We start from the raw sequence: 23,106 nt of genomic DNA on the forward strand, positions 1-23,106 counted from the left end.
ATTGCAGCCTCTTTACTAAAACTAATAAAGTCATGAAAAACTACAATTCGATTGGTTCTAGATCTTCATTTAACAAAACAAATCTTCTCTCGATGTCTCCAATTGGATTGCTCATCGTTGAAGAAGGTTGGTCATAAGTACAATGTTGAGCTTCTTCATCTTCTACACATAAGTAGTCTTGACCAAGCTGAGCTGAAGTAACATCATACCACTCACTACCATCAGGAGACCCGAATTCGCTTTGAAATGGTGAATCGTGCGGCATATTAAATGCGAATGCCGCAAACGCTGTTAGTATAAAAACTAACAATGGTACTCTGTTTTTTAATGTATTCATAATGTTCTCCTTTTTTTGACAATCAAAAAAGACAGTAAAAACGTTTGAGGTTAAAGTGCCTACTCTTATAAGGGTTTTCGGCTTTCCCCTTTCTGCTGCCAGGTTGCGATGTGGATCCAAACACAGTTCATCACCTCCTTAGAATCAGACAGTATTTTTATAATATTTCTATTTTTGTTCTTTGTTTTTGTACTTCATTTTTCATTTGCTATCAGCAAGCCTATCATGGCTAGGAGCAATAAGCTCAGGTTAATATAGAAATGAGCTTCCCAGCCTACATACTCAAGGATACCAGCGCAACCACAAGGAACCCTTTCAAATGCCTCTACCCATACCAGTCCAACATAAGTAGTAAAGGCACTCATCAATGCTATCGATCCCATAAACCCCAATACTCGTGTCTTTAAGTTGATAAGTAAAATGGCTAAAAGCACTTCAACCAAGGGAACGATGATACTCACATACGCTCCTATCGCATTGGGAAATGGCTGGTTGAGGATTGCTCCTCTAAAGCTCTGGTAAGCCACCAACTTTCCTACCCCAGTATAAGTCCACATAACTATAAGTGTCCAAAGGATGATATGGGCTATCCATTTTCTTGAGATCATATAGTATCTGTAGCGCAACATTTTTGTGTTATCTTATCTAATTTTTTACCGGATTATTCACTTGATTTTTAATTGATTATTGATTGAAGTTAGGGGTAAATGAAATGGCTGAAAAATTATCGTGTGGTTAATTTCTATGATTTCCTACATAAGGTCTGTGGGAAGCTTATTTGGGAAATGGAAGAAATTAATTGGTTATTTATTTGGAAAAATCAATAATTATGATATGATTTTGAGGTTAAGAAGTGGGTTCTGGGGTTTGTTGCTATGAAATAGTTCTAAAAAAATGTGTGATTTATAGCAGGACTTTCTGTAAACTTATCATCAGTGGGAATGCTATTTTTTTCCAAATAAGGTCTTAATGGAGGTTTATACGGCAAATGATAGCAATTAATTGCCTGATTATTTGGATAATTCAATATTCAATTTGAATTTAAAACTTGGTTACAAGGACTGGTTATGAATTTTTGAGATGCTCTTGAACCATTTTATATGTATACACATGAGAAAATTTAAATGGACAAAAACATTGAAAAAGGACTTTGATCACCTGATAAGCCTGAAAGAGGAAGACTACGAATCACTCCTCCCCTATATCAACATAAGGAAATATAAGAAAGGTGAAATCATCAGGAGTATGGGGGAGTATGAGCTAAATGCACGTTATGTGAATAAAGGCTGGGTTGCAGAGCAATGGCCCGCAACTTCTGGAAGAGATTATAGGATTAGAATTTTTGGTCCAGGAAAAATAGCCTCTGACATGGATGCATTTTTCCATCAAAAGAAATCCCAATCATACATCAAAGCCATTACCTATGTGAGTACTTTTGAATTACCCAGAGAAAAAGAAAATACCTTACTTCAAGAACATCCTATTTTTTTAGAATTGGCTAGTAAAATCAATAGGATGATGTATGAAGACTCAGTGTCTTGGAGTAAATTGAAAGAGCTTCCTATTGATGAAGGTTTGAGAAAACTTAAATCAAACTATAGTGAGGAACGGACTTACCTATCCAACAAAGATTTAGCTTATATCTTTAAAACCAGTGTTGCAAATATTGTAAAAGTAAAAGGTGAGACTATTTGAAATTCTTTTGCCTCTTGTTTCTAGCAAGCGGGAAGTATGATTACTTTTTGATTGAGTTTTCATGTTTTGATAGAAAATATTTAAGCTAAATATGATGGATTTGACCTGTAAAAAAGGTTACTACCTGTTTTTCTTTTTGAGATGTTTTTGTCTTTATTCCATTGCCTAAATTAAATGGGTGATTTAAATGCGTTGATTTTAGTTCTTAAACTATATTAATATTACTAAATCTATATGTGATTGTGTTTTTATTAGTTAAGATGGGGGTAAATGTCCATATTTTTTATTGATTCAGTAATTAATTGTCTATTTTCTTGATTTATTGATTTTTATTATACTACTTATTTGAGAATTTATTTTTAACCACCCTGATTTGTAGACCATTAACAATCAGGCTTATAAGCTTGTTTGCTGATTTTTTATAACCATTAAAACATAAAAGATGCGTATGGAACAGAAAGACATTATTCGGCTATTAAAATCCAAGCTTGATCCATTGGATCAGGTTCCAATAGAAGCTTATGAGCAACTGTTGACACATTTGGAAGTATTGCGTTTTGACAAAAAACAGCTTGTTCGTCCCTCTCATACCTTGGAAAACAATGCCTATTACCTACTCAGTGGTTTGTTGGCATTTAAGCATGAAGGAAGGTTGAGCAGGTTGTTTCTCGAAGGACATGTGGTCTATGATCGCTTAGCCTATCAGTCAGGGAGACCCAGTCATTTTGAATTGAAGGCCATATCAAAAAGCATATTGGTCAAAGTATCCAGGCAACAAGAAAAACAGATTCTTAAAAACATTCCAGCATTTGAAAAACTGTCGGAAGTATTGTTGCAGAAAGCCAAAGAGGCAGATGAACTCTGGTTGATGATCTCTCAAAAACACTATCGTGATGCCTATGCTTTACTCAACAAATACTTCAAAGGCTTCTATGATGTGCTGAGCCATGACTTGCTCGCTCAACTGTTTCAGTTGGACAAAAGAACGATAAGCAGGTATAACAAATATATGTACCAAATCAAAGATTCTCCTTTGGCAAAGGTGAAAATGGGAGAAATATTGAACTATCCCTTTTATTCTGCTTTGCACCATGAGCCTGAATACATTACCAATAAGGTGATCAAGTGGCTCAAAGAGAATAAACTGCTGGAGAGTGCTGCTCATATCAAGAAGTTCAGGGCCTATAAAATGACTTATTTGGCATTGAGACTTTATCCAGAGGCTCCAATGCATAAAGCCATCTGGATTGGGGAATTATTTGCCTGGCTCTTCCTTATGGATGATTATACCGATCAGCTTGAGGGAGTGGAAAAACTGAAGTTTTGGAATGCTATACATGGATTTGTAAATGCCATCATGCATGAGGAGTCTTGGGATAATTCAGAGCACTTTAATCCCTTTCAAATAGCATTTATCTCCTTATGGGAGGAATTTGAAAAATTGCATGCATATGGATTCAAGCACGTTTTGATAGATCAGCTGCTTAAATACATAGAAAGCAACATCTGGGAAGCCAAAAACAAAGCCTACCAAATCATTCCCAGCTTAGATGAATACTTAAAGGAACGGCCTTACTTTTCTGGTGGGAACTTAGCCCTGGAGTTAATTCCATTAGGGGTGGAATGTGAGCAAGACAAGCTTTATGAGGCTTGGAAACAGCTTGCAGTACTTAGGAAGTTAGCCGCTGAAATGATCTATATCAGCAATGATATCCTGTCTTATCAAAAAGAACATGCCATCAGTGATTTTCACAATTGGGTTGCCCTACTGATGCATCACCAAAAATATACCAGAACCCAGGCCATAGACAGCCTGCTTCAAAGGCATAACCAAGTGCTTCAGACCTTTGAAATCAAAATGAGTAGCTACTTTGAGCAATACCGTCCAGAGAACAGGGTATTGCTTAGCTTGATTAAAAACTTGAAGTTTCAGGTCAGCGGTGCATTAACCTGGTCTGTAGAGGATACCAAAAGGTATTTGCCTGAAAAAGCCAAGCAAGTACTGTTTGAAGAACGATTGAATTAAAAACTAAGGCATGTTGAACTGATCGGTTTGATATGATTTGAAATATAAAGTGAATTTATGAACTAAAATCTACAATTATGTTACGGGAGTATACAGAAGATTTGATTAAAAATCTGGAAAAAGAATTGGACATGCTGTCTTTTGAAGATAGCAACAAATTGCAACAATTGGAACAAGCTTTTCACCTTTCTGAGGTGGCCGTAGTAAAGCTTAGGAATTACCTTGACAAGTACACCTTTGAAAGTGAAGCCGAAGAAATTGAGTTCTTCAAACACATTAATCCAAAACTACTTCAGAAAACGATATTCTATGCAGAGTACTTCTTTATAGAATCTAAGAAGCCTGTGGGGAGAAAAAAGAGCATCAAGCATCACTATAACAAGGCAATCCGACGGCTTTCTATGGCCCTGGATCAAAAAAGAGACATTTACCAATATGCCTTATTGCAAGAAAATAACATGGATAGCATTTATTTCTTGCGCAATGCTGACATGTCCAAGTTTCGGCCGTACAGGGATATCCTTTTGGTGAATCCTAAATACGATACCCTCCACAGCTATATGTTGGGAAAAGCCTATGCCTGGGTTCAATTGATTGACTTGCTTAAAGTAGAAATCAAAGAATTGGAAAAACAGGAAATACTTGGGGGTGAACGCAGCAGGAAGCTTCGTTGGACTGCTCCCAAAGTGCAGTTGATTGAATTGATCTATGCCCTTAAAGCTTCAGGGGTCTTTAACAATGGTACAGCTGATATCAAAGAAATAGCCAATACCATTGGCCTGCTTTTCGACAAACAACTTACAGACTATTACAGGACCTTTCAAGAGATCAGGTTTAGGAAAAAAAGCAGGACTGTCTTTCTGGATACCATGCAAGAAAGGCTTATCCAATGGATGGAAGAAAGTGAAGGGCTTTGAAGGCTTAGGCTCGCTAAATTGATTTTCATTTTTTTGATTTTGTTGTGGTTAAATTGGTATTCCCCCACCCTATTGGTTGAATAGTTTGGGGGTTTACTTTTTTTAGCCTTTGGTATTTAAGCTTAGGCTTCGTTTTTACATGTTGGGGTCTATATTTTTTCTTCACCAACTTGGGATAAAGTGGTGAATATTAAATTTTTATCCTTCCAATCTTTGAATCCTAGATTACAATATAATCAATCTATGGATATGAAGGAATTCTTGACTTACCATAACCTTTACCTGTTAATCTTGCTATTGACGCTTGGCTATTACATCATCTTGATTCCCCTTTGTTTTCGTGCGGAAGCCATGCATATCTGGCAGAAGAATTTTGCTGGAAGTAAAGGTGCTGTTTCAAACAACTTGACCCAGGCTTTTTTGGAATACCGGGAATGGTTGGCTTTGGTGGAAAAGCTTCGAGCTGACCAAAAGGTGCAAGCAGTAAATGCCTTGGACAACACGGTATGGCTAAAGCAAGAACCCTATCGAAGATCGGTGGATTTGGATCAAGTATGGAAAGACAAAACCCATAGGCAACAACTCCTGAAAATCAAAAATCAAACTAACATATCATGAAGACAAAAAATACAATAAGCTTTGGTTCTAATCGATTTAAAGGCTTTATCGGACTTTTGACCTTGGCATGCTTGCTCTTTTCCTATGGCCTATGGGCTCAGGATGGTAACTCTGGAATCAATGCGGCCACGCAGCAAGTTCGAAGTTACTTCCAATCTGGCGTTAACCTCATGTATGCCATTGGTGCAATCGTAGGATTGATAGGTGCTGTCAAGGTATTCAACAAATGGAATTCTGGGGAACCTGATACAGGAAAGGTTGCAGCTGCTTGGTTTGGTAGCTGTGTGTTTCTGGTGATCGTTGCCACCGTTTTGACAAGCTTCTTCGGATAAGCCATGAGCAAGTCATATCCAATCATTAAGGGCGTAAATAGACCACTGGAGTTCAAGGGCTTCCAAGCCCAGTATATCGCATACTTGGGCATTGGATTGCTCTTGGATCTTGCCCTTTTCACCTGTTTGTATTTCATCGGCATGCCCATGTTACTCAATGCAGGGCTTTGCATTGCCCTGATCATGGGTATCTATCAAAAGGTTTTTATACTCAACAAAACCTTTGGCCAGCATGGCTTGATGAAGCAACTCGCTGCAAAGCAAATTCCCATGGCTTTGAAAATTAGAGATAGACAGTTCCTTAAATCACTTAGAAGCATCAACGAAACATCATGATCAGTCAAAAAGAAAGTAGGGAAATGGAAGCGCTATTTCCGATCTATGCAGTAGCACAAGACCTGATTATTTCTAAGCAGGCAGACCTAACGGCCTGTTTTAGCTTATCGCTGCCAGAAGTGTTTACCCTTGGACAAGCCCAACATGATGCCATCCAAGAAGCATTTGTAAAAGCGATCAAGCTCCTGCCAAGTGGGTATATCTTTCACAAGCAAGATTGGTTTACCCACTTTAGCTATAAAGCATCTTTGACAGAGCAAAGCAACTTTTTGGATAATGCCAGTGAATTGTTTTTTCATGAAAGGCCAGGACTCAAACACCGGTCCCTGCTGATGCTGACCAAAAGAAATCCTGAAGCCAAACTGCTGGACTCTTCCTTGTCAAACCTGCTGAGGAAAAACCTTATCCCAAAAGAGCTGGGCATGCCTTCTGCCGTGGAAGAATTGGAAACGGTAATTGGTCAATGCTGTCAACTCTTAGAAGATGCAGGGATAGGCATCCAAAGGATAGGTGGTGAGGCACTTACTGGTGAGCAAAGTCCCATAGAGGCCGTGCTGAACCTTAACCAAAACAAAGGATCAAGCATGATCGCTGACTTGCAGTTTTATCCCGATTGGAACATTGCAGGAAAGCATCCTATCATGTTCTCCATTGCTGATTCCCAAGTGCTCCCCAATCAAATTGCCAGCAGTGCTACCCATGAGGCTTACAGTACAGACAACAGCAATTTTTTGGTAGGGTATACCGCTCCCATTGCCAGTCTATTGCCTTGCAGCCATTGTTTCAATCAATACCTATTTGTCCAAGATAGGCTGGAAATGATGAAGCAATTGGAGGCCAAAAGATTGCGCCTGTTTTCACTTTCTGCCTATAGTAGAGAGAATGCGCTGGCAGCCGATGATATCCAAGCCTACTTGAACCATGCCATCAAAGCAGGCAGCACACCCGTAAAAGCCCATTTTAACCTGATCTGCTGGACCAGTGATAAAAACAAGGTTCCCCAACTGCGTAACCTTGCCGCAGCAGCCCTGTCTAAAATGGATGTTTTACCCAAACTAGAAAGCATTGGAGCACCCCAATTGTATTGGGCTTCCATGCCAGGCAATGAGGCAGCATTCCCCATGAATGAATCCTTTGTGACTTTTGCTGAACCTGCCAGCTGCTTGCTGATCACAGAAACACAATACAAAGCTCCTGCAGGAAGGTTCGGCGTGCGCTTGGGAGATAGAATTACAGGCTTTCCCATCCAAGTAGACCTTTCGGATGAACCCATCAAAAAAGGATGGATCACCAATAGGAATAAATTTATCCTTGGCCCTTCAGGGTCTGGCAAAAGCTTTTTTACCAACCACATGATCAGGAGCTACTACCAACAAGGCGCACATGTGGTGTTGGTCGATGTGGGACATTCCTACAAAGGGCTTTGTGACCTGGTGGGAGGCTTTTACTTTACCTATCAAGAAGACAAACCCATCAATTTCAATCCATTTTTTTTGGCTGGACAACAGTTGGACACCGAAAAGAAGGAAAGCTTGAAAACACTCTTGTTGGCACTTTGGAAAAAGGATGATGAGCTGTTTACTAGAAGTGAATACGTAGCCATTTCCAATGCCTTGAAGTCTTATTATGATTACTTGACTAAGCAGCCTTCAGTGTTTCCCTGCTTTGATACTTTTTATGAGTTCCTGCTAGAAGAGTTTGCTTTACAACTAGCCAATGAGAAAGTGCATGACAAGGACTTTGACTTGAATAACTTTTTGTATGTGCTTAAGCCTTACTACAAAGGAGGTGAGTTTGATTACTTGCTCAATGCCAAGGAGAACCTGGATTTATTGAAACAGCCCTTCATTGTCTTTGAGCTGGATAACATCAAGGATCACCCTATCCTTTTTCCTGTGGTTACTTTGATCATCATGGAAATTTTTATCTCTAAAATGAGAAAGCTCAAGGGCATTAGAAAGATCATCCTGATTGAAGAAGCTTGGAAAGCCATTGCCAAGGAAGGCATGGCTGAATACATCAAGTACCTCTTTAAGACCGTTCGGAAATTCTTTGGAGAGGCCATTGTCGTGACCCAAGAAGTGGATGACATCATCAGTTCCCCAGTAGTCAAAGACGCCATCATCAACAATTCTGATTGTAAAATCCTACTGGATCAAGCCAAATACCAAAACAAGTTCCAACAGATCCAAACGCTATTGGGCCTAACAGACAAAGAACGCATGCAGATCTTATCGATCAACAAGGCCAATGAACCTGGGAAGAAATACAAGGAGGTATTCATTGGACTTGGCCCAGTGAGTAAGGTGTATAGGACTGAGGTGAGCCTGGAAGAATACCTGACCTACAGCACCGAAGAAAGTGAGAAGCATAAGCTTGACACCTTGACGGCCCAATATGCAGGGGATCGTGAAAAAGCCATCAAACAAATGGCTATGGACATGAGGCATGAGGCAGATAAGAAACAAAGCCATGGATAACCCTAAAAACTAAAGCGCCATGAAAATCAACCCAAACTTGCGACAGTATGTCCTGTCCAAAACTTTATGCTTGCTCTTACTCAGCTTGATGGTTTGCGCTGAACCCAAGCCAGCTCAGGCAGCTCCCTTAGTGATTGCCGAAGTGATCAAGCAGGGAATCAAAAGGGTCATCATAGCGGTAGACCTTAGGATCCAACGCTTACAGAATGAAAGCATATGGCTTCAAAACACCCAGAAAACCATAGAAAATGCACTTTCCAAATTGCGCTTGGAAGAAATAGCGGATTGGACCAATAGACAGCAAATCCTATATCAGGATTATTATCAAGGGTTGTGGCGCGTTAAATCCATCATTTCCCAATACCAAAGGCTCAAGGACATTGCCCAAACACAAGCTGCTTTGGTTGCCGCCTATCAAGATACTTGGCGCTTGCTGTCAAGCTCTGGGAATTTCACGGCACTAGAACTTAACCGCAAGCAGCAAATCTATGGCGGTATCCTTGAGGAATCCATCAAACACTTAGACCAATTGGCCTTCTTGATGAAAGACCAACTCAGCAACATGGGAGATGCTTCAAGGCTTGAACAGATTCACCAATTGGGCTTGGCCATACAGCTCAATTACGATGAGCTCAGAAGATACAATAGGCACAACCTGTTGATCAGCCAATACAGAAACAACCTGAGAAAGGAACACCAGACCCTGCAAAACTTACAACCATGAGGACTAATTTGATGCTTGCTTTGCTTTGCCTGTTATGCCTGTCTTTGCCTTCAGGCAATAAGCTATGGGCACAGAATGCCAATGAATGGCTGAGGCCTAAACGTACACAACGCAATTACCTGATAACCCAAATTGCAGCTTTGCAACTCTATGGTAATGCTTTGAAAAGGGGCTATGAAACCTTTCAGGCTGGAAGTGGACTCATCAGGGATGTGAAAGCAGGAGAATTTAGCTTGCACAACCAGCAGCTTCAAACCTTGCTGGGCTTCAGTCCTCGAATAAGCCCTTTGGCAAATGCCACAGCCTTCACGACCACCTACCTTTCCCTAACCCAGCAAATCAACAGGGCAAGGCAAAGCCTTGCAGGCATGTCCCTTAAAACTTCCGATCACTTGGTATTGGCGGAAGTCTATGCAGGCATGCTTGAAAAGGTATTGGCTAATGCTTCCCAAATGAAAATGTTGCTTAGAAGCAATGCATTTCAGATGAACGAGGCGGAAAGGGTCGAGGCCTTTGTGGCTCTGGAAGCGGAACTTCAAGACATCAGGGAAGACCTGGTGGCATTGAACAACATGCTTTCGTTCTATGCTGCCTATGGGACAGCCATTCGACGCGAAAATCAAGTCATTCAAAACATCCTAAACCAATGAAACTCAAATGAAACTCACAACAACCATACTGCTTTGTATCAACTTGGGCTGTGGCACGGGCTTTAAGCTGCAAGCACAGGATCAAGAGGTGGTGCAACTGCTCCTAAACGTAGAGAAATTGGAGCAATTCCGTGGCATCTACCGCAACATGCTGAGTGGCTATCAGGTATTGACCCAAGGCTATAACAGCATCAGGGACTTAAGCCAAGGCAATTTCAGCTTGCATAAGGCATTTATGGATGGCCTAAGTCAAGTGAATCCTCAGGTAAGAAACTACCGCAAGGTTGGAGACATTGTCCAACTCCAGTCAGCCATTGTACAGACTTACAGGAGAAGCTTTCAAGATTTTGTTTACACGGGGGTCTACAGCATGCAGGAACTGGATTACCTCACTGCAGTATATCAAAACCTGTTTAGACTTTCCCTCAGGAACCTCGATGAGGTGATTCAAATCATCACTGCGGGAAACTTGACCATGTCAGACAAGGAAAGGCTGCAGGCCATTGATAAAATACATGCTGAAACACAGTCCATGTTTCGCTTCCTGCTGACTTTTAATACTGACATCAAAGTATTGGGCCATAAGCGCAGTACCCAAAAAGCTTCACTCAGCACCTTAGAACAGCTTCAACCATGAAAGGACGAATGTACATGCCTATTGCAAGGAAGGGGATCTTAAGGCGTAAATGTTTACTTTCTTGCTTTCTATGGCTGCTTTGCGGGCTCATGCCATTGGCAAGTTATGGGCAGCACAGCCATACTGAAATGGACAGTTTCCATCAGGTATTGGATGGGCTGTACCTGGAGATGATCCCGCTAAGCAGCCAGTTGATTGGGGTTTCAAGAGCCATAGCAGGATTTGCAGCCATATTCTATATTGGTTCAAGGGTCTGGAAACACATCGCTCAAGCCGAACCGGTGGATCTTTATCCTTTGTTGCGGCCTTTTGTCATGGGCATGCTGATCCTACTTTTCCCTGCCGTACTTGCCCTCATTAATGGGATCATGAACCCAGTCATTCAAGTGACTGAGCACATGGTCAAAGACACCAACCTGACCGTTTCCAAACTGTTGGAAGAAAAAAAGCGCATTCAGGACGAAGGTTTTTATGGCGAACTGTATGGAACCTCCAGCCAGGTGGATGAAAGTGAACTTTGGTTCAAATACGCCAACCCAGAACAGGAAGAGCCTGTTAGTGAAGGCGGTTTTTGGAATTCAATAAGCGCAGGGTTTCGCATGAGCATGGAAAGGGCTGCCTATGAGTTTCAATCCTCTATCAAAAGATGGATGAGCGAGGTGTTGCAAGTCCTGTTTATGGCGGCTTCATTGGCCATCAATACCATCAGGACTTTCTACTTGATTGTGCTTTCTATCCTGGGCCCTTTGGTTTTTGGCCTGTCTGTCTTCGACGGTTTCCAGCAAACCTTGCAGCATTGGATAGCCAAGTACATCAATGTCTTTATGTGGTTGCCCATAGCCAATATCTTCGGAGCCATCATTTCTAAAATACAAGAAAACATGCTTAGGATAGACCTTGCCCAAATCGGCAATGAGGGAAAGACCTTCTTTTCTCAAGCAGATACCGCCTACCTCATCTTCTTGGTCATTGCCATCATAGGCTATTTCACCGTGCCTTCTGTAGCCAATTACATCATCAACCCTGGAGGAAGGGATAGCCTCTTGCAAAAGGCTACAGCCATGGCCATAGGCACCCCTTTTTTAGTCAAAAAACTTATCAAGTAAGCCTTATGTACAAGCCTATCAAACAATTGGGAAACATCAATTCAGCTTTCAGCATGGTAAAAAGTGTTGCCATTGTTACCTGTGTCGGAGCTTTTATGATGACTGTCCTTATTTATTTTCTGCACCGCAATGAGGTCCATAAAATCAATCAACAGGTCTATATCATGGCCCATGATCAGGTCTTTCAGGCCATCGCCAGCAACAGGGATGCGCAGCTTCAGGTAGAGGCTAAAAACCATGTACGCATGTTTCACCATTACTTCTTTAGCTTTTCCCCAGATGAGGAATACATCCATAAACAAATAAAACGGGCCTTTTACCTAGCAGATCAGTCTGCTAAAAAGGCCTATGATAACCTCCAAGAGAAAGGCTTCTACAACCAGGTATTGGCTGGGAATGTCTCCCAAGAAATAGAGATGGATTCCTTAAAACTTCAAATGGACAGCCACCCTTACCATTTTACCTATTATGGAAAGCAGAAAATTGTCAGAACCACTTCTGAAGTGCTTCGCCTCCTGGTGACGCAAGGGAAACTTAGAGCAGTTAACAGGTCTGAAAATAACCCGCATGGTTTCCTGATCGAACACTGGGAAACCATAAACAATCAAGACATCAAGGTCAGCAAAAGATAATCATTTAAGGCAATGGAAAACAAGGGGATCATAGCATGGAAAAACTGGATAGGAATAGGTTCTGGTACTTCAAGCGATCTTGCTTGCTTTCAGAAGGTTATCGGATTTGCTGGATTAACTGAATTTGCTGGAATTGATAAAGGTGTTGAGTGCTTGTTTAAAGCGCAAACTGAAGGATCAAACTTAAGCTTGCTTTTATTGGCTTCTATAGGGCTTTACCTTTTGGTGTATGCGCATCAAAACCCTGCTGATTTACCAACATATCCCCCACTTCTACCATTCCAATGCAAATTCAAATCCAAGGTCAAAGTCCTTGAGTAGATACTACCATGATTTACACGATTTACAACCAAAAACAATAGAACGATGGAAAATCAACAAATGAAAAAACACAAACTATTTCTCTTGGGCTTGCCCATCATTGTCATTCCCATGATGCTGCTGGCCATGCCATTCCTTCATGAAGGGCAGCTGCTAGCTGAAGATGCCTCCTCAGGCATCAACAGTTCCCTACCAGATGTCATGTTGGAAGAAACGCCATTGAGTAAATGGACCACCTATGACTTGGATCAGCTCCATAAGCGAAAAGTCAAGGAAGAAAAAAGATTGGATCCTTATGCAGATTTCCTTCAAGAGGAATTGGAGGTAGAAGACCTCCACATTACCGACCTGCTTGAGACCAATAGGCCCTTGAAAGCACAAGAAGAGCAGCTCCAAGAAAAGCTTCAGCACATCGTCGCCTTGATGAGTCAAGAGGACTTGTATCAAATGCCCAAGTTCCCTGGGCAAGCAAAACCAAGCCTTGCCCCTAGCCTAGGCAAAGTTCAATCTCAAGTTCATTCCCATGAACAGCACGGCATGAGCGCAGAAATTGATCGCTTGGAATATTTGATGCATAGCATGCAACAAAGCCAACAAGAGCCTGATCCTGAACTCAGGCAATTAGAAGTATTAATGGATAAGGTACTGGCCTTACAATATCCTGATCGCTACTTGCCAGAGGTAACTGCTACGCCTAGTAGAGAAACACCGCCCGTTTTTGCAGCCAAGCAAGTAAAGCCTGAGAATCACCTGCCTGACATGGATGTTGAGCAGGAACAAAATGGATTTTTTGGCCTGAGCAGTGAAGTGATCATGGAAGTGCCCATCCCCGCAGCCTTTCCAGCTATAGTAGCAGAAGACAAACAGATTGTATCTGGAAGTAGCCTCATGCTTCAGCTTTCTGAAGACCTGGAAATCAATGGCATTCAACTTCAAGAGGGTACTCAGGTACATGGGATTTGTAAACTGGACGGAGAAAGGCTCAAGATTCAAATTGAACACATCAGGCATGAAAACTACCTCATCCCTGTCAAAATGGAAGTGTACAGCCTAGATGCCCTACCTGGCATAGCCATCCCCGGCGCTATTGGTCGGGAAGCCAGTAAGGAAGGGATGGCTCAGGGCATTCAAGGGTATAATCCCATTCAAGCAGGGATGGGATTAGAAGCACAATTGGCAGCCACAGGCGTGGAAACAGCTAGAGGCTTTTTAGGAAAAAAGACCAAACTTAAGAAAGTAAATGTCAAGCATGGTCACCCTATCCTACTTGTTGACAAAGCATAAGGCCATGAGAATTCTAACGATAAAATTGAGCTGTTTGCTCCTCATTTCCTTTTGGGTTTGTAATGGCTTGTGGGCGCAGGAACAACCTTTCCCATTAGAAGTAACTTGGGACAAAACTACCGTACTGGTATTTCCTGGAGAAGTGCTTTCCATAGATCGAGGAAGCAGGTCCTTGCTGGCTCAAAAAGATGAGGTTGCTGGAAATGTACTCAAGCTCAAAGGTGGTGTAAGGTACTTTCCAATTACCAACCTGCATGTGATTACTGACCAGGGCATACTCTACCAATTTGAGGTTCGCTATGCTGAAAGACCTATAAAGACGACCTACCACATGCTGGAAACGGCACGGGCAAACCTCCTCTTGAACAATGAACATAACAAAGTAAGCTTTCACTATGCGGTTCATCAGATCATCGGAAACAAAATAAAAGTCGAGAAAAGGGTAAATAAATACCAGATGCGGATGTCACTGCTAGGAATTTATCAGCAAGAAGGCATGATCTATTTTCACTTAGGACTGGAGAACAAAGCTCCCTTACCTTTTGAAATCAAGGAGCTGAAAGCTACGATCAAAGACAAAAGGCAGGTCAAAAGAACCAGCAGTCAAACAACACCATTGGAGCATACCTACAGCTACTATGAAAATGGCAAGCAAGTCATTTCCCAAAAGCCTCAAGTAGTCATACTGGCATTTCCCCAGTTTACCATTGCTGACAAAAAGCAATTGCACCTTCAGCTCAATGAAAAACATGGGGACAGAACACTCATATTAAAATTAAAAGGCAAGCATGTGCTCAAAGCAAAACGCTTAGCCGATGTTCAACTATAAACAAATACCATCATGGATCAAGAAAATTTAGAATACCTCAAAGAGCGGTTAAAGTACGCTGGTTTTGAAGAAAAGCTGAATTCAGCCCTGGAAAACCAAATCAAAAAAGGAGAAACGGCCTTTGAATTGCCGATTCGAATGAATTTTGAAGATAAAAACATGGATTTTAACCTTCATTTCAGTCAATCCAGTCAGAATGAACGGTTTTTCTTCAATAAAATGGATGTGATGTTGCACAATCCAAACCCTTCCATTCCCTACAAGGCACACACCTTTTACCAAAATCAAGGGGTAACGGCCAAAGAAGCTTTTAACCTGATCGAAGGAAGAGCCGTAGAGAAAAGTTTACTCAATGCAGAAAATGAGCCTTACAAAGCATGGCTTCAACTTGATTTGTCGGTGAAAGAGGAAAATGGCAATTTTAAGCTTAACCAATACCATGAAAACTATGGTTTTGACCTTAAAAAGGTACTCCATGAGTTACCCATAAAAGAGCTTCATGATGAAAACAAAATGGAATGGATGCTCAAAGCCGTGGCTAAGGGAAATGTCTATCCAGTAACCATGGAAAAGGACGGCAAAGAAGAGATCATGTTTATTGAAGCCAACCCCAAGTTTAAAGCAGTGAATGTTTATGACAGTCAAATGAGGACGGTAAAGACCAATACACTCAAACTTGAGCAAGCAGGGAATGGCTTGGAAGATTCAAAAAGAAAAGCGCTGAACAAGCAGGAAAAGCAAGACAATAAGGTGGCGCCTAAACTTCCTACTACGCCTAGAGCTCCTAAAGCAAGCAAGGGTAGAAAAGTTTAATGGATTGAATTCGGATTATTTGATGTTGGGGAATCTCCTTGGTTTTTGACCAAGGAGATTTTTTTGCTTTGGATGATATCTCCTTACTAAGCTATTTTTTAGTGTGTTAAAAAAAATTTGATAAGTGAGGTTTTCTTAGCCCTTGGGTTTCTTTTGAGTGCTTACATGAAAATTGCTATGTGCTGAATAATTCTATTGAAAAAATCAATGCAATTTTTTCAATCAAACTTTGTCAATGAAACAAATTAAAACCTAGATTTGCCTTTAATTAAATTAAGTCTAAATAAAAATAGATTAATATAATGAGCTAAAAAGAAAGGTCCTGTAGCGCTAACTACAAGACCTTGGTATTTACTTCCTAAACGTCACATTTAAAAAGCTATGCAAATTAAAACATTATGCATTGCCTTGGCAATCTATGGCCTAAATATTTTGGCAAGCCAGGCACAAAACACCGTATTGCTGGAGGGTAAAGTGCTAAGTCCTAGTCTCCAACCTTTGGAAAATGTAGGGGTTTATATTAAAGAGTTGGGTACGGGGCTTTTAAGTAATCAGGATGGTTCATTTTCCTTTACATTTCCCAGAAACAACAATTATTCACTAAAAATCTCTCACTTAGGTTATCGGGAGCATGAAATTAATTTTTCCACTGGAACTGACTTTTCTCCATTCTTAGAAATCATACTGGAAGAAGCTGAAATGAGCCTTGAACAGGTGGTGGTTAATGGAAAAAACATGGTTAGGGAAGTCAAGGAGACAGCATTTCCAGTAGAGGTTGTAGATGGAAAGGGCCTGCACCACACAACCTTGGATTTGGCCCATGCCCTGGATCGGGTATCTGGTGTTAGAATTAGAGAAAATGGAGGATTGGGTTCTGGCATGAACCTTTCTCTTAATGGTTTCTCTGGGAGACAGGTAAAAGTCTTTATGGATGGTATCCCAATGGATAACATGGGAACCTCTTTTCAATTGAATAATATACCTATCAACCTGGCCAGTCGCATCGAAGTTTATAAGGGAGTGGTTCCTGTTGGCTTAGGTGCTGATGCACTGGGAGGTGCCATAAATATTGTAACCCAAACATTTGAGAAAAGCCATATAGATGCATCTTACGCTTTTGGATCTTTTAATACTCACCGCACAGCCATAAATGCTGTACACGTTGGTAAAGGTGGCTTTGTGGCTCAAGTGAATGCTTTTCAGAACTACTCTGCTAACAATTATAAAGTCAATGTTGATGTGGCGGACATCAATACGGGGCAATATTTCCCAGATCAATGGGTAAGAAGGTTTCATGATACTTACCACAATGAAACTGTTATAACGCAATTGGGCTGGGTTAATAAACCATTTGCGGACAGGTTGCTCGTGGGGGCAACTTTAGGGAAAAACTATTCCGAAATTCAAACTGGTGCGAGGATGGTTACTGTATTTGGTTCTTGGCATAGAAGAGGAACCATAGTCATGCCCACCTTTCGGTATGAAAAAAAGGGCCTGTTCTCTTCAAAGCTTGACATGAGCTTTAATGCCAACTATAACCTGGGCACCGAGCAAAACATTGATACGCTAAATAGAAGGTACAATTGGTTTGGCCAATACAAAACCTATGAAGGACCTGGTGGGGAAAGGTCCAGGACATTGTACAAGTTCAGCAATAACAATGGCTTAACCAATACCACGCTTAACTACCGAATCGATGACAAAAGCAGTTTGACATTTAACCATGTGCTCAATACATTCAATAGAAAAGGAAGTGATGAACTTTTTCCCGATGATGCCAAATATGATCAACCCCAAGTAAATACCAAAAACATCCTGGGTTTGAGCTATCAGTTTAGAAACAATGAAAAATGGGGAACAACTGTATTTGCTAAGTCTTATAATCAAGTAACAAACTATACCCAATCCTTTAACCCTACTGGACAATGGGGAGATGTAGCATATCAAGATGTCGAAAACGCTTTTAACCATTTGGGCTACGGTACAGCGTTAACTTATTTCCCAAAAGAAAGATTTCAAGTAAAAGCAAGTTTTGAAAAAAGCTACCGGTTACCAGAAACGGAAGAATTGTTTGGGGATTTAATAAACCTTGCGGCCAACATAGACCTCAAACCTGAAAGTAGTTACAATTACAATTTGGGATTTAACTATTGGTCTGATAGCAGGAGAAACAAAAGAATAAACGCCTCCACCAATTTTTTTTATAGAGATGCCAGAGACTTTATCCGTGCAAGGCTCAACAATAACCAAGTCATGCAGGTGATGGAAAACTTGGGCTTTGTGTTAACCAAAGGAGTGGAAGCTGATGTAAGGGTATTTTTAAAAGAGCAATGGCAAGCTGGCATAACCATGACATACCAGGATTTGCGAAACAATACTCAATATGAGGCTGGACAGCAAACTGTCAGTATCCTTTACAAAGACAGGATCCCCAATATGCCTTATCTATTTGGGAATATTGACCTATCCTATGGTTTGGATAATGTGAAGTTTCAGGAAGACAGGTGGAACATCGGTATGAACATGAGATATGTCCATGAATTTTATTTATACTGGCCAAGCCTAGGCAGTGATAAGTTAACCGTGCCCCAACAAGTCTCCATAGATCTGGAGAGTTCCTACACTTTCGGAAAAAAGAGTAAATACCAATTTACCTTCGAATGCCGAAATCTTTTGGATACCCTACTCTATGACAATTTCAGCCTCCAAAAACCAGGGAGGAATTTTACTGGAAAAATAAGGTATTTCTTTCTGTGATACACTCAATAACTAATTAATACATATTTAATATTAAATTCTAACAAAATGAATAACAAAACCAAATTTGTTGCTTTGGCAATTTGTGCCATGTTCTCTGTGTTTTTTGCTTGCGAAAACAATGAACTGCCAGGTCCAGATAATCCTGCAAGTGAACAAGATTACAGGTATGTCGTGACTTCTACACCTATTTCTTCGGATGGGGTCGCTGATTATCTATTGACCGTCGATGACCTTGATAAAGGTACGGTAAGTACGCTAGGGAATGGAATAGAGCAAGATGGAACATACCGGTACTATGTATCTCACAAAAACAAGTTCTTTTCCCTACTCTATGGTCAAGGCAATCCTGGAGCAGTGACCACTTATACCCTCGATGCCACGGGGAAACTTCAGAAACTATCGGACTTTCAAGCCGAAACAGTTCAAGCTTTTGCCATCGTAAAAGATGATTTACTCATGGTGAGAATTCCAAGAAATATCAATACGCCTACAGCTTCTTGGTATAGGATGGATACAGAGTTGCTTCAAATTGTTGATGAAGGACAGATTGATTTGAAAGCACTTAAATCAGACGAAGAAATGGGATTCTTCACCTGGGTAACCCAAGTAGGCGATAAAGTCTATGCACCTTATATGAGTATAAAAGGTTGTTGCAGTGATTCATTTGGAACAAATGATCCAGACAAAGCATGGATAGCCATTTATGCTTACCCATCCATGGAGCTAGAAAAAATAATTACCGATGATAGAATCAGCTCAATAGGTAGGTATTTCAATGAAGGACTTGCCGTTGTTGAGAATGGTGACGTTTATGCCTTTTCACCAGCGAATACCTCCAACAATAGTGAGATGAACTCCTCTAAGCCATCTGCGATTGTTAGGGTTAAAGCTGGTCAGGACGAGTTTGATCAAGATTTTTTTATGGATATCGAAAGCCTTACTAATGGACATTACCTCCATTCTTGGATCTATATAGGTAATGGCAAATTTGTATTGATGCTTGGAAACCCCAAAGAAGTCTGGGGGGCAGCTAAGTTTTTTGCCATTGCAGATGTAAATACCAAAAACGTGTCTTGGGTATCTGGCATTCCCAATGCCGAAGACATAATCAGTGTTACTTCAAATAATTATTCTCCTCTTGATGGGAAAAGCGCATACATTGGGATCACGACTACAGAAGGAAGTTATGTGTACCATTTTGATGCTGAAAGTAATACAGCTGCTAAGGGTTTGGAGGTTGAAGGAGGTACGATAACAGCAATTAGAAAATTGGAAAAGAATAATTGACAGTAACTTCTTATGAATGGATGGTTTTTCTCCTTTGTCGAAGGAGAAACCATCCATTGATTTTTAGGATCCTTCTCAAAACCTATATCACTTTTAAACTTTAGCATTTTTTTGACTAAGCCAAAGAGAACTCCTGTAAAAAACAAACATAAATCCACTAGCATGAGCACAATCAAACCCAAGAAGGGGATTTTTGGGTTGGGAAAAGATACCCAACAAGCTTGCTCAGAAAAAAAATGGACATCAGATAGACAAAGGTGAACATTGATCATTTTTATAGCTACAAGTTCTACTTAAAGATGGATTCCAAGGTCAAGCACCTTCTTTCTTGAAACAAGGTACAGCTGTGATTTTTATAAAGACTCTGGATTGAGGGATTGAGCCTGCTTTAACTTCAAACAATGTGAGCTTTGCGTGACAATTGCAATTGATTTAAATCAGGTGATCTTTTTTACACCAATACTATATTGTCTAAAATATCCAAAAATTGCCCCAAGTTTGTTAATCAGCACAATCAAAGTATTTTCTAGTGAATTGACTATAAGGATCTGCGAATATTGTATTACAGTGATATTCAAAAGTTTACCTAGTTTTAAAAAATTCAAAAAAGCAACCTGAAAGCGCTATTCCCCTTAAGTTTTATCTCTTTTAGGCCAACTGCAAGTATTGATTAAATCATTCAATAACCCAAATTCATTTAAACATTTATACTTATGAGAAAAAATAGTTACTCAGATCTAAAGGAAAGAATGCATTTGTTATTGTGCGTTATCCTTACTGTATTTTGGACATCCAGTTGCTCGGAAAAGGAGCTGATTGGTCCAGAAGTAGAAATTATCGAGCACAGTGAACTTGAAATTTATATCCCTAATGAGTTCGCAGAAATGGACATGTCAAATAACGCGAGCACATGGAGCTTTCAGAGAAGCAGGCAGTCCGATCACTTTATTGTATTTTGGGATAAAAGGTATGGGGAGCATGACCCCAACTCAACAGAAGTACCAGAGTTTTTCCGTGTGGACATAGACAATTTACTGGAAAAAGCAGAGTCTTATTATGAGCTTAATGTATATGATTTTGAATTTGCTAAAAAAGGTATTGGCGAGTCAAACCTAGACAAATATAAAATGATGATATTTTTGTATTATGAAGAGGGTTGGATGGCTTATGGGGCTGGTTATGATGATGTAATTGGAGCCCTATGGGTTAATCCTGCCACATGTAAACCTGTCGGAGCTGTCATTGCACATGAAATTGGTCACAGTTTTCAATACCAAGTTTACTGTGATTTGAAAGGTGGAAGTGGGTTTCGTTATGGTTTTGGAGGAAATGGTGGAAATACTTTCTGGGAACAGACAGCGCAATGGCAAGCCCTACAATCCTATCCAGAGCAAATTTTTACCACACATGATTTTCAAGTTTATATTGAAAACTACCATAGACACCTGGGTCATGAGTGGTACAGGTATGCAAGCTATTTTATCCATTATTATTGGGCTGAGAAACACGGAAAGGAATTTATTGGTAACCTCTGGAGAATGGCAAACGAACCAGAAGATCCATATCAGGCTTACATGAGATTGCAGGGCATTTCTGTAGAACAATTCAATGATGAAATTTATGAAGCAGCGAGTAAAAATGTCACTTGGGATATTGAAGGACTAAGAGCATATGGTACCAGTCGCATAGGAGATCAGAAATTTAACTTTCAAACTTTGGAAGATGGAAGTCACCAAGTGACCTATAATTTTGCGCCAGGAACAACTGGCTACAACGTCATTCCTCTCAATGTACCCGAAAGTAGCAATACGGTAACAGCCACCTTTACTGGAATGGTCAATGCTCCTGGATTCAACACGGTAGCAGATGTTAGTAGGGCTGGATGGAGATACGGCTATGTGGCACTACTTGAAAACGGACAACGTGTTTATGGAACAATGAGTCAAGGAACTACTGGCACAGTCAGTTTCGAAGTTCCTCAAAATTGTAGCAAGCTTTGGTTTGTGGTTACAGGTGCTCCCAACAGCTACCTGCCTCATGCTTGGGATGAAGATGAGTCCAATGATGACCAATGGCCTTACAAAGTCAAGTTTACCAATACTAATATTGCAGGCTTGGTAGACTTTCCAGATGATGCAATGCCAAGTGATAAAACCTTAAGCATAGCTGTAAATTTTCCAGCCAGTGAGACTTCCTATGAAGGAGCCACCATCACTTTAGACATGACTGAACTAGCAGAAGCTTTTGTGATCCAACCCAATGAAATTATTTCCAAATTCGGTGAAAGCATCCAATTTTTTGGGGTTGAAATCGACGGGACACTTAATGGCACAAGCACTGCTAATGGTTATGGACATTGGTTTGATACAAATGGAAATATTTGCAATTGGGGGAATGATGCTGTAGTCTATTCAGAGTTTAATGAAAATAATTTCACCTTTACTATCGGTCAATATCCTGGACACAGCCAAGCAGGTGATATCTATACGGTGAGCCAAGCTTTTGTTTACACTTACCAGCCTGGTCAAACAGTACAGGCTACGGTAACCTTCAACATAACAATGGATTAAGGTTTAACTATTATTACTACTTACTATTAACTGGCTCAGGTTTCTTGGGCCAGTTTTTTTTGCCTCAAAGTGCTGCATGTCCAATTTAGAACAGTTCCCGAAAACCAAATAAAAGTGTGAGAAGGAAAGACAAAAAGGTAGTGCCTAAACTTCCTACTACACCTAGAGCCCCTAAAGCAAGCAAGGGTAGAAAGTTTTAATGGATTGAATTCAGATTGTTTGATGTTGAGGAATCTCCTTGGTTTTTGACCAAGGAGATTTTTGTTTTGCTTTGGATGATATCCAGTGCATTTGATAATAAAATCAGTTAAACCCTTCCTTAGTCTCCTGCGCTGTGATGCTTGATGCCTTTTCATCGATATGGTCAACCATGTTTTTTTCAAGCAAACTGGCTTGGAAGATCAAAAGGTTTTTCTTGAGCAAGAAATACTTCCTTGAAAGTAAATAGTAGTAATTGTTTATCGCCCCATACAGGATGTTCAATGACTTGTCAATGTAAGAGGTTCCATTAAAGTAAGAGCGTTCTTTTGACGTGTATTCTAAAAACACTTGGGCTATTTCATCGTCTATCTCTGAAGCGTACATACTTTCTGGTTTTAACATGTCTGAGATTTCTGCCTTTAGCCAGCAATTCCGAGCATAAATTTTCAAGTTGATTGTTAGGTTGTTACAACTATGCTTAAGAATTAATCTTCGGGCTATTCAAAAGGAACGTAAAAAATCCTATATAACTGAACCTGAGTCACATGCAT

22 protein-coding genes are annotated in these 23,106 nt (G+C 40.4%); 19 read left to right on the plus strand and 3 right to left on the minus strand.

Annotated elements, in window-relative coordinates:
- Nucleotides 1–40: 40 nt before the first annotated feature.
- Together MM239_RS06180 and MM239_RS06185 are read right to left on the minus strand one after the other, a co-directional pair.
- On the minus strand, nucleotides 41–337 hold the full coding sequence (locus tag MM239_RS06180) for a hypothetical protein (RefSeq protein ID WP_241347333.1): 297 nt from the start codon (nucleotides 335–337) through the stop codon (nucleotides 41–43).
- Between the two features lie 194 nt (nucleotides 338–531).
- Nucleotides 532–966, minus strand: coding sequence for a MauE/DoxX family redox-associated membrane protein (locus MM239_RS06185; RefSeq protein ID WP_241347334.1), 435 nt, complete (start codon nucleotides 964–966; stop codon nucleotides 532–534).
- Nucleotides 967–1,447: 481 nt separating this feature from the next.
- On the opposite strand from MM239_RS06185, the gene MM239_RS06190 reads away from it, so the two are divergent.
- The 19 genes from MM239_RS06190 to MM239_RS06280 all read left to right on the plus strand — a co-directional run bounded on the left by MM239_RS06190 (nucleotide 1,448) and on the right by MM239_RS06280 (nucleotide 22,354).
- Complete coding sequence (locus MM239_RS06190) at nucleotides 1,448–2,032, plus strand: Crp/Fnr family transcriptional regulator (RefSeq protein ID WP_241347335.1); 585 nt, start codon at nucleotides 1,448–1,450, stop codon at nucleotides 2,030–2,032.
- A 448-nt stretch (nucleotides 2,033–2,480) separates the two neighbouring features.
- On the plus strand, nucleotides 2,481–4,058 hold the full coding sequence (locus MM239_RS06195) for a terpene synthase family protein (protein ID WP_241347336.1): 1,578 nt from the start codon (nucleotides 2,481–2,483) through the stop codon (nucleotides 4,056–4,058).
- Nucleotides 4,059–4,135: 77 nt separating this feature from the next.
- The gene (locus MM239_RS06200) at nucleotides 4,136–4,975 is read left to right on the plus strand and encodes an RteC domain-containing protein (protein WP_241347337.1); all 840 of its coding nucleotides are present in this window, start codon (nucleotides 4,136–4,138) and stop codon (nucleotides 4,973–4,975) included.
- Nucleotides 4,976–5,224: 249 nt separating this feature from the next.
- Nucleotides 5,225–5,593: a hypothetical protein gene (locus MM239_RS06205; protein WP_241347338.1), complete on the plus strand. Its 369-nt coding sequence runs from the start codon at nucleotides 5,225–5,227 to the stop codon at nucleotides 5,591–5,593.
- Nucleotides 5,590–5,925 carry a DUF4134 domain-containing protein gene (locus tag MM239_RS06210; protein ID WP_241347339.1) on the plus strand — a complete coding sequence of 112 codons (336 nt, stop codon included), beginning with the start codon at nucleotides 5,590–5,592 and terminating at the stop codon, nucleotides 5,923–5,925. The genes MM239_RS06205 and MM239_RS06210 overlap by 4 nt, the downstream gene beginning before the upstream one ends.
- 3 nt (nucleotides 5,926–5,928) lie before the next feature.
- Nucleotides 5,929–6,261, plus strand: a complete 333-nt coding sequence (locus MM239_RS06215; protein ID WP_241347340.1) for a DUF4133 domain-containing protein — start codon at nucleotides 5,929–5,931, stop codon at nucleotides 6,259–6,261.
- Nucleotides 6,258–8,741, plus strand: a complete 2,484-nt coding sequence (locus MM239_RS06220; RefSeq protein WP_241347341.1) for a TraG family conjugative transposon ATPase — start codon at nucleotides 6,258–6,260, stop codon at nucleotides 8,739–8,741. The genes MM239_RS06215 and MM239_RS06220 overlap by 4 nt, the downstream gene beginning before the upstream one ends.
- A gap of 19 nt (nucleotides 8,742–8,760) precedes the next feature.
- Entirely contained in the window at nucleotides 8,761–9,465 is a 705-nt protein-coding gene (locus MM239_RS06225) for a conjugal transfer protein TraI (RefSeq protein WP_241347342.1), read from the plus strand.
- Nucleotides 9,462–10,115: a hypothetical protein gene (locus MM239_RS06230; RefSeq protein ID WP_241347343.1), complete on the plus strand. Its 654-nt coding sequence runs from the start codon at nucleotides 9,462–9,464 to the stop codon at nucleotides 10,113–10,115. The genes MM239_RS06225 and MM239_RS06230 overlap by 4 nt, the downstream gene beginning before the upstream one ends.
- Nucleotides 10,116–10,122: 7 nt before the next feature.
- Nucleotides 10,123–10,752: a TerB family tellurite resistance protein gene (locus MM239_RS06235; protein WP_241347344.1), complete on the plus strand. Its 630-nt coding sequence runs from the start codon at nucleotides 10,123–10,125 to the stop codon at nucleotides 10,750–10,752.
- A gap of 89 nt (nucleotides 10,753–10,841) precedes the next feature.
- Nucleotides 10,842–11,858, plus strand: coding sequence for a conjugative transposon protein TraJ (gene traJ, locus MM239_RS06240; RefSeq protein ID WP_394801488.1), 1,017 nt, complete (start codon nucleotides 10,842–10,844; stop codon nucleotides 11,856–11,858).
- A 5-nt stretch (nucleotides 11,859–11,863) separates the two neighbouring features.
- Nucleotides 11,864–12,490 (plus strand): conjugative transposon protein TraK, encoded by a 627-nt coding sequence (gene traK, locus MM239_RS06245; protein WP_241347346.1) that lies wholly within the window; start codon nucleotides 11,864–11,866, stop codon nucleotides 12,488–12,490.
- Nucleotides 12,491–12,502: 12 nt separating this feature from the next.
- Complete coding sequence (locus MM239_RS06250) at nucleotides 12,503–12,811, plus strand: hypothetical protein (RefSeq protein ID WP_241347347.1); 309 nt, start codon at nucleotides 12,503–12,505, stop codon at nucleotides 12,809–12,811.
- A gap of 60 nt (nucleotides 12,812–12,871) precedes the next feature.
- Nucleotides 12,872–14,095, plus strand: a complete 1,224-nt coding sequence (gene traM / locus MM239_RS06255; protein WP_241347348.1) for a conjugative transposon protein TraM — start codon at nucleotides 12,872–12,874, stop codon at nucleotides 14,093–14,095.
- Between the two features lie 4 nt (nucleotides 14,096–14,099).
- On the plus strand, nucleotides 14,100–14,924 hold the full coding sequence (gene traN / locus MM239_RS06260; RefSeq protein WP_241347349.1) for a conjugative transposon protein TraN: 825 nt from the start codon (nucleotides 14,100–14,102) through the stop codon (nucleotides 14,922–14,924).
- Nucleotides 14,925–14,936: 12 nt separating this feature from the next.
- Nucleotides 14,937–15,737, plus strand: a complete 801-nt coding sequence (locus tag MM239_RS06265) for a hypothetical protein (protein ID WP_241347350.1) — start codon at nucleotides 14,937–14,939, stop codon at nucleotides 15,735–15,737.
- Between the two features lie 381 nt (nucleotides 15,738–16,118).
- The gene (locus MM239_RS06270; protein ID WP_241347351.1) at nucleotides 16,119–18,494 is read left to right on the plus strand and encodes a TonB-dependent receptor; all 2,376 of its coding nucleotides are present in this window, start codon (nucleotides 16,119–16,121) and stop codon (nucleotides 18,492–18,494) included.
- A gap of 48 nt (nucleotides 18,495–18,542) precedes the next feature.
- Complete coding sequence (locus MM239_RS06275; protein WP_241347352.1) at nucleotides 18,543–19,784, plus strand: DUF4374 domain-containing protein; 1,242 nt, start codon at nucleotides 18,543–18,545, stop codon at nucleotides 19,782–19,784.
- 713 nt (nucleotides 19,785–20,497) lie between these two features.
- A complete protein-coding gene (locus MM239_RS06280) occupies nucleotides 20,498–22,354 on the plus strand; it encodes a DUF4859 domain-containing protein (protein WP_241347353.1) in 1,857 nt (618 codons plus the stop codon).
- Between the two features lie 303 nt (nucleotides 22,355–22,657).
- On the opposite strand, the gene MM239_RS06285 is transcribed toward MM239_RS06280, so the two are convergent.
- The gene (locus MM239_RS06285; RefSeq protein ID WP_241347354.1) at nucleotides 22,658–22,957 is read right to left on the minus strand and encodes a hypothetical protein; all 300 of its coding nucleotides are present in this window, start codon (nucleotides 22,955–22,957) and stop codon (nucleotides 22,658–22,660) included.
- Nucleotides 22,958–23,106 lie beyond the last annotated feature (149 nt).

Source organism: Belliella filtrata, from assembly GCF_022549775.1.
Classification (GTDB): domain Bacteria; phylum Bacteroidota; class Bacteroidia; order Cytophagales; family Cyclobacteriaceae; genus Belliella; species Belliella filtrata.

Bases quoted from the DNA above. Each gene is read 5' to 3' on its own strand.
- MM239_RS06180 (WP_241347333.1), bottom strand. From the start codon at position 337: ATGAATACATTAAAAAACAGAGTACCATTGTTAGTTTTTATACTAACA.
- MM239_RS06185 (WP_241347334.1), bottom strand. From the start codon at position 966: ATGTTGCGCTACAGATACTATATGATCTCAAGAAAATGGATAGCCCAT.
- MM239_RS06190 (WP_241347335.1), top strand. From the start codon at position 1,448: ATGAGAAAATTTAAATGGACAAAAACATTGAAAAAGGACTTTGATCAC.
- MM239_RS06195 (WP_241347336.1), top strand. From the start codon at position 2,481: ATGGAACAGAAAGACATTATTCGGCTATTAAAATCCAAGCTTGATCCA.
- MM239_RS06200 (WP_241347337.1), top strand. From the start codon at position 4,136: ATGTTACGGGAGTATACAGAAGATTTGATTAAAAATCTGGAAAAAGAA.
- MM239_RS06205 (WP_241347338.1), top strand. From the start codon at position 5,225: ATGAAGGAATTCTTGACTTACCATAACCTTTACCTGTTAATCTTGCTA.
- MM239_RS06210 (WP_241347339.1), top strand. From the start codon at position 5,590: ATGAAGACAAAAAATACAATAAGCTTTGGTTCTAATCGATTTAAAGGC.
- MM239_RS06215 (WP_241347340.1), top strand. From the start codon at position 5,929: ATGAGCAAGTCATATCCAATCATTAAGGGCGTAAATAGACCACTGGAG.
- MM239_RS06220 (WP_241347341.1), top strand. From the start codon at position 6,258: ATGATCAGTCAAAAAGAAAGTAGGGAAATGGAAGCGCTATTTCCGATC.
- MM239_RS06225 (WP_241347342.1), top strand. From the start codon at position 8,761: ATGAAAATCAACCCAAACTTGCGACAGTATGTCCTGTCCAAAACTTTA.
- MM239_RS06230 (WP_241347343.1), top strand. From the start codon at position 9,462: ATGAGGACTAATTTGATGCTTGCTTTGCTTTGCCTGTTATGCCTGTCT.
- MM239_RS06235 (WP_241347344.1), top strand. From the start codon at position 10,123: ATGAAACTCACAACAACCATACTGCTTTGTATCAACTTGGGCTGTGGC.
- traJ (WP_394801488.1), top strand. From the start codon at position 10,842: ATGCCATTGGCAAGTTATGGGCAGCACAGCCATACTGAAATGGACAGT.
- traK (WP_241347346.1), top strand. From the start codon at position 11,864: ATGTACAAGCCTATCAAACAATTGGGAAACATCAATTCAGCTTTCAGC.
- MM239_RS06250 (WP_241347347.1), top strand. From the start codon at position 12,503: ATGGAAAACAAGGGGATCATAGCATGGAAAAACTGGATAGGAATAGGT.
- traM (WP_241347348.1), top strand. From the start codon at position 12,872: ATGAAAAAACACAAACTATTTCTCTTGGGCTTGCCCATCATTGTCATT.
- traN (WP_241347349.1), top strand. From the start codon at position 14,100: ATGAGAATTCTAACGATAAAATTGAGCTGTTTGCTCCTCATTTCCTTT.
- MM239_RS06265 (WP_241347350.1), top strand. From the start codon at position 14,937: ATGGATCAAGAAAATTTAGAATACCTCAAAGAGCGGTTAAAGTACGCT.
- MM239_RS06270 (WP_241347351.1), top strand. From the start codon at position 16,119: ATGCAAATTAAAACATTATGCATTGCCTTGGCAATCTATGGCCTAAAT.
- MM239_RS06275 (WP_241347352.1), top strand. From the start codon at position 18,543: ATGAATAACAAAACCAAATTTGTTGCTTTGGCAATTTGTGCCATGTTC.
- MM239_RS06280 (WP_241347353.1), top strand. From the start codon at position 20,498: ATGAGAAAAAATAGTTACTCAGATCTAAAGGAAAGAATGCATTTGTTA.
- MM239_RS06285 (WP_241347354.1), bottom strand. From the start codon at position 22,957: ATGTTAAAACCAGAAAGTATGTACGCTTCAGAGATAGACGATGAAATA.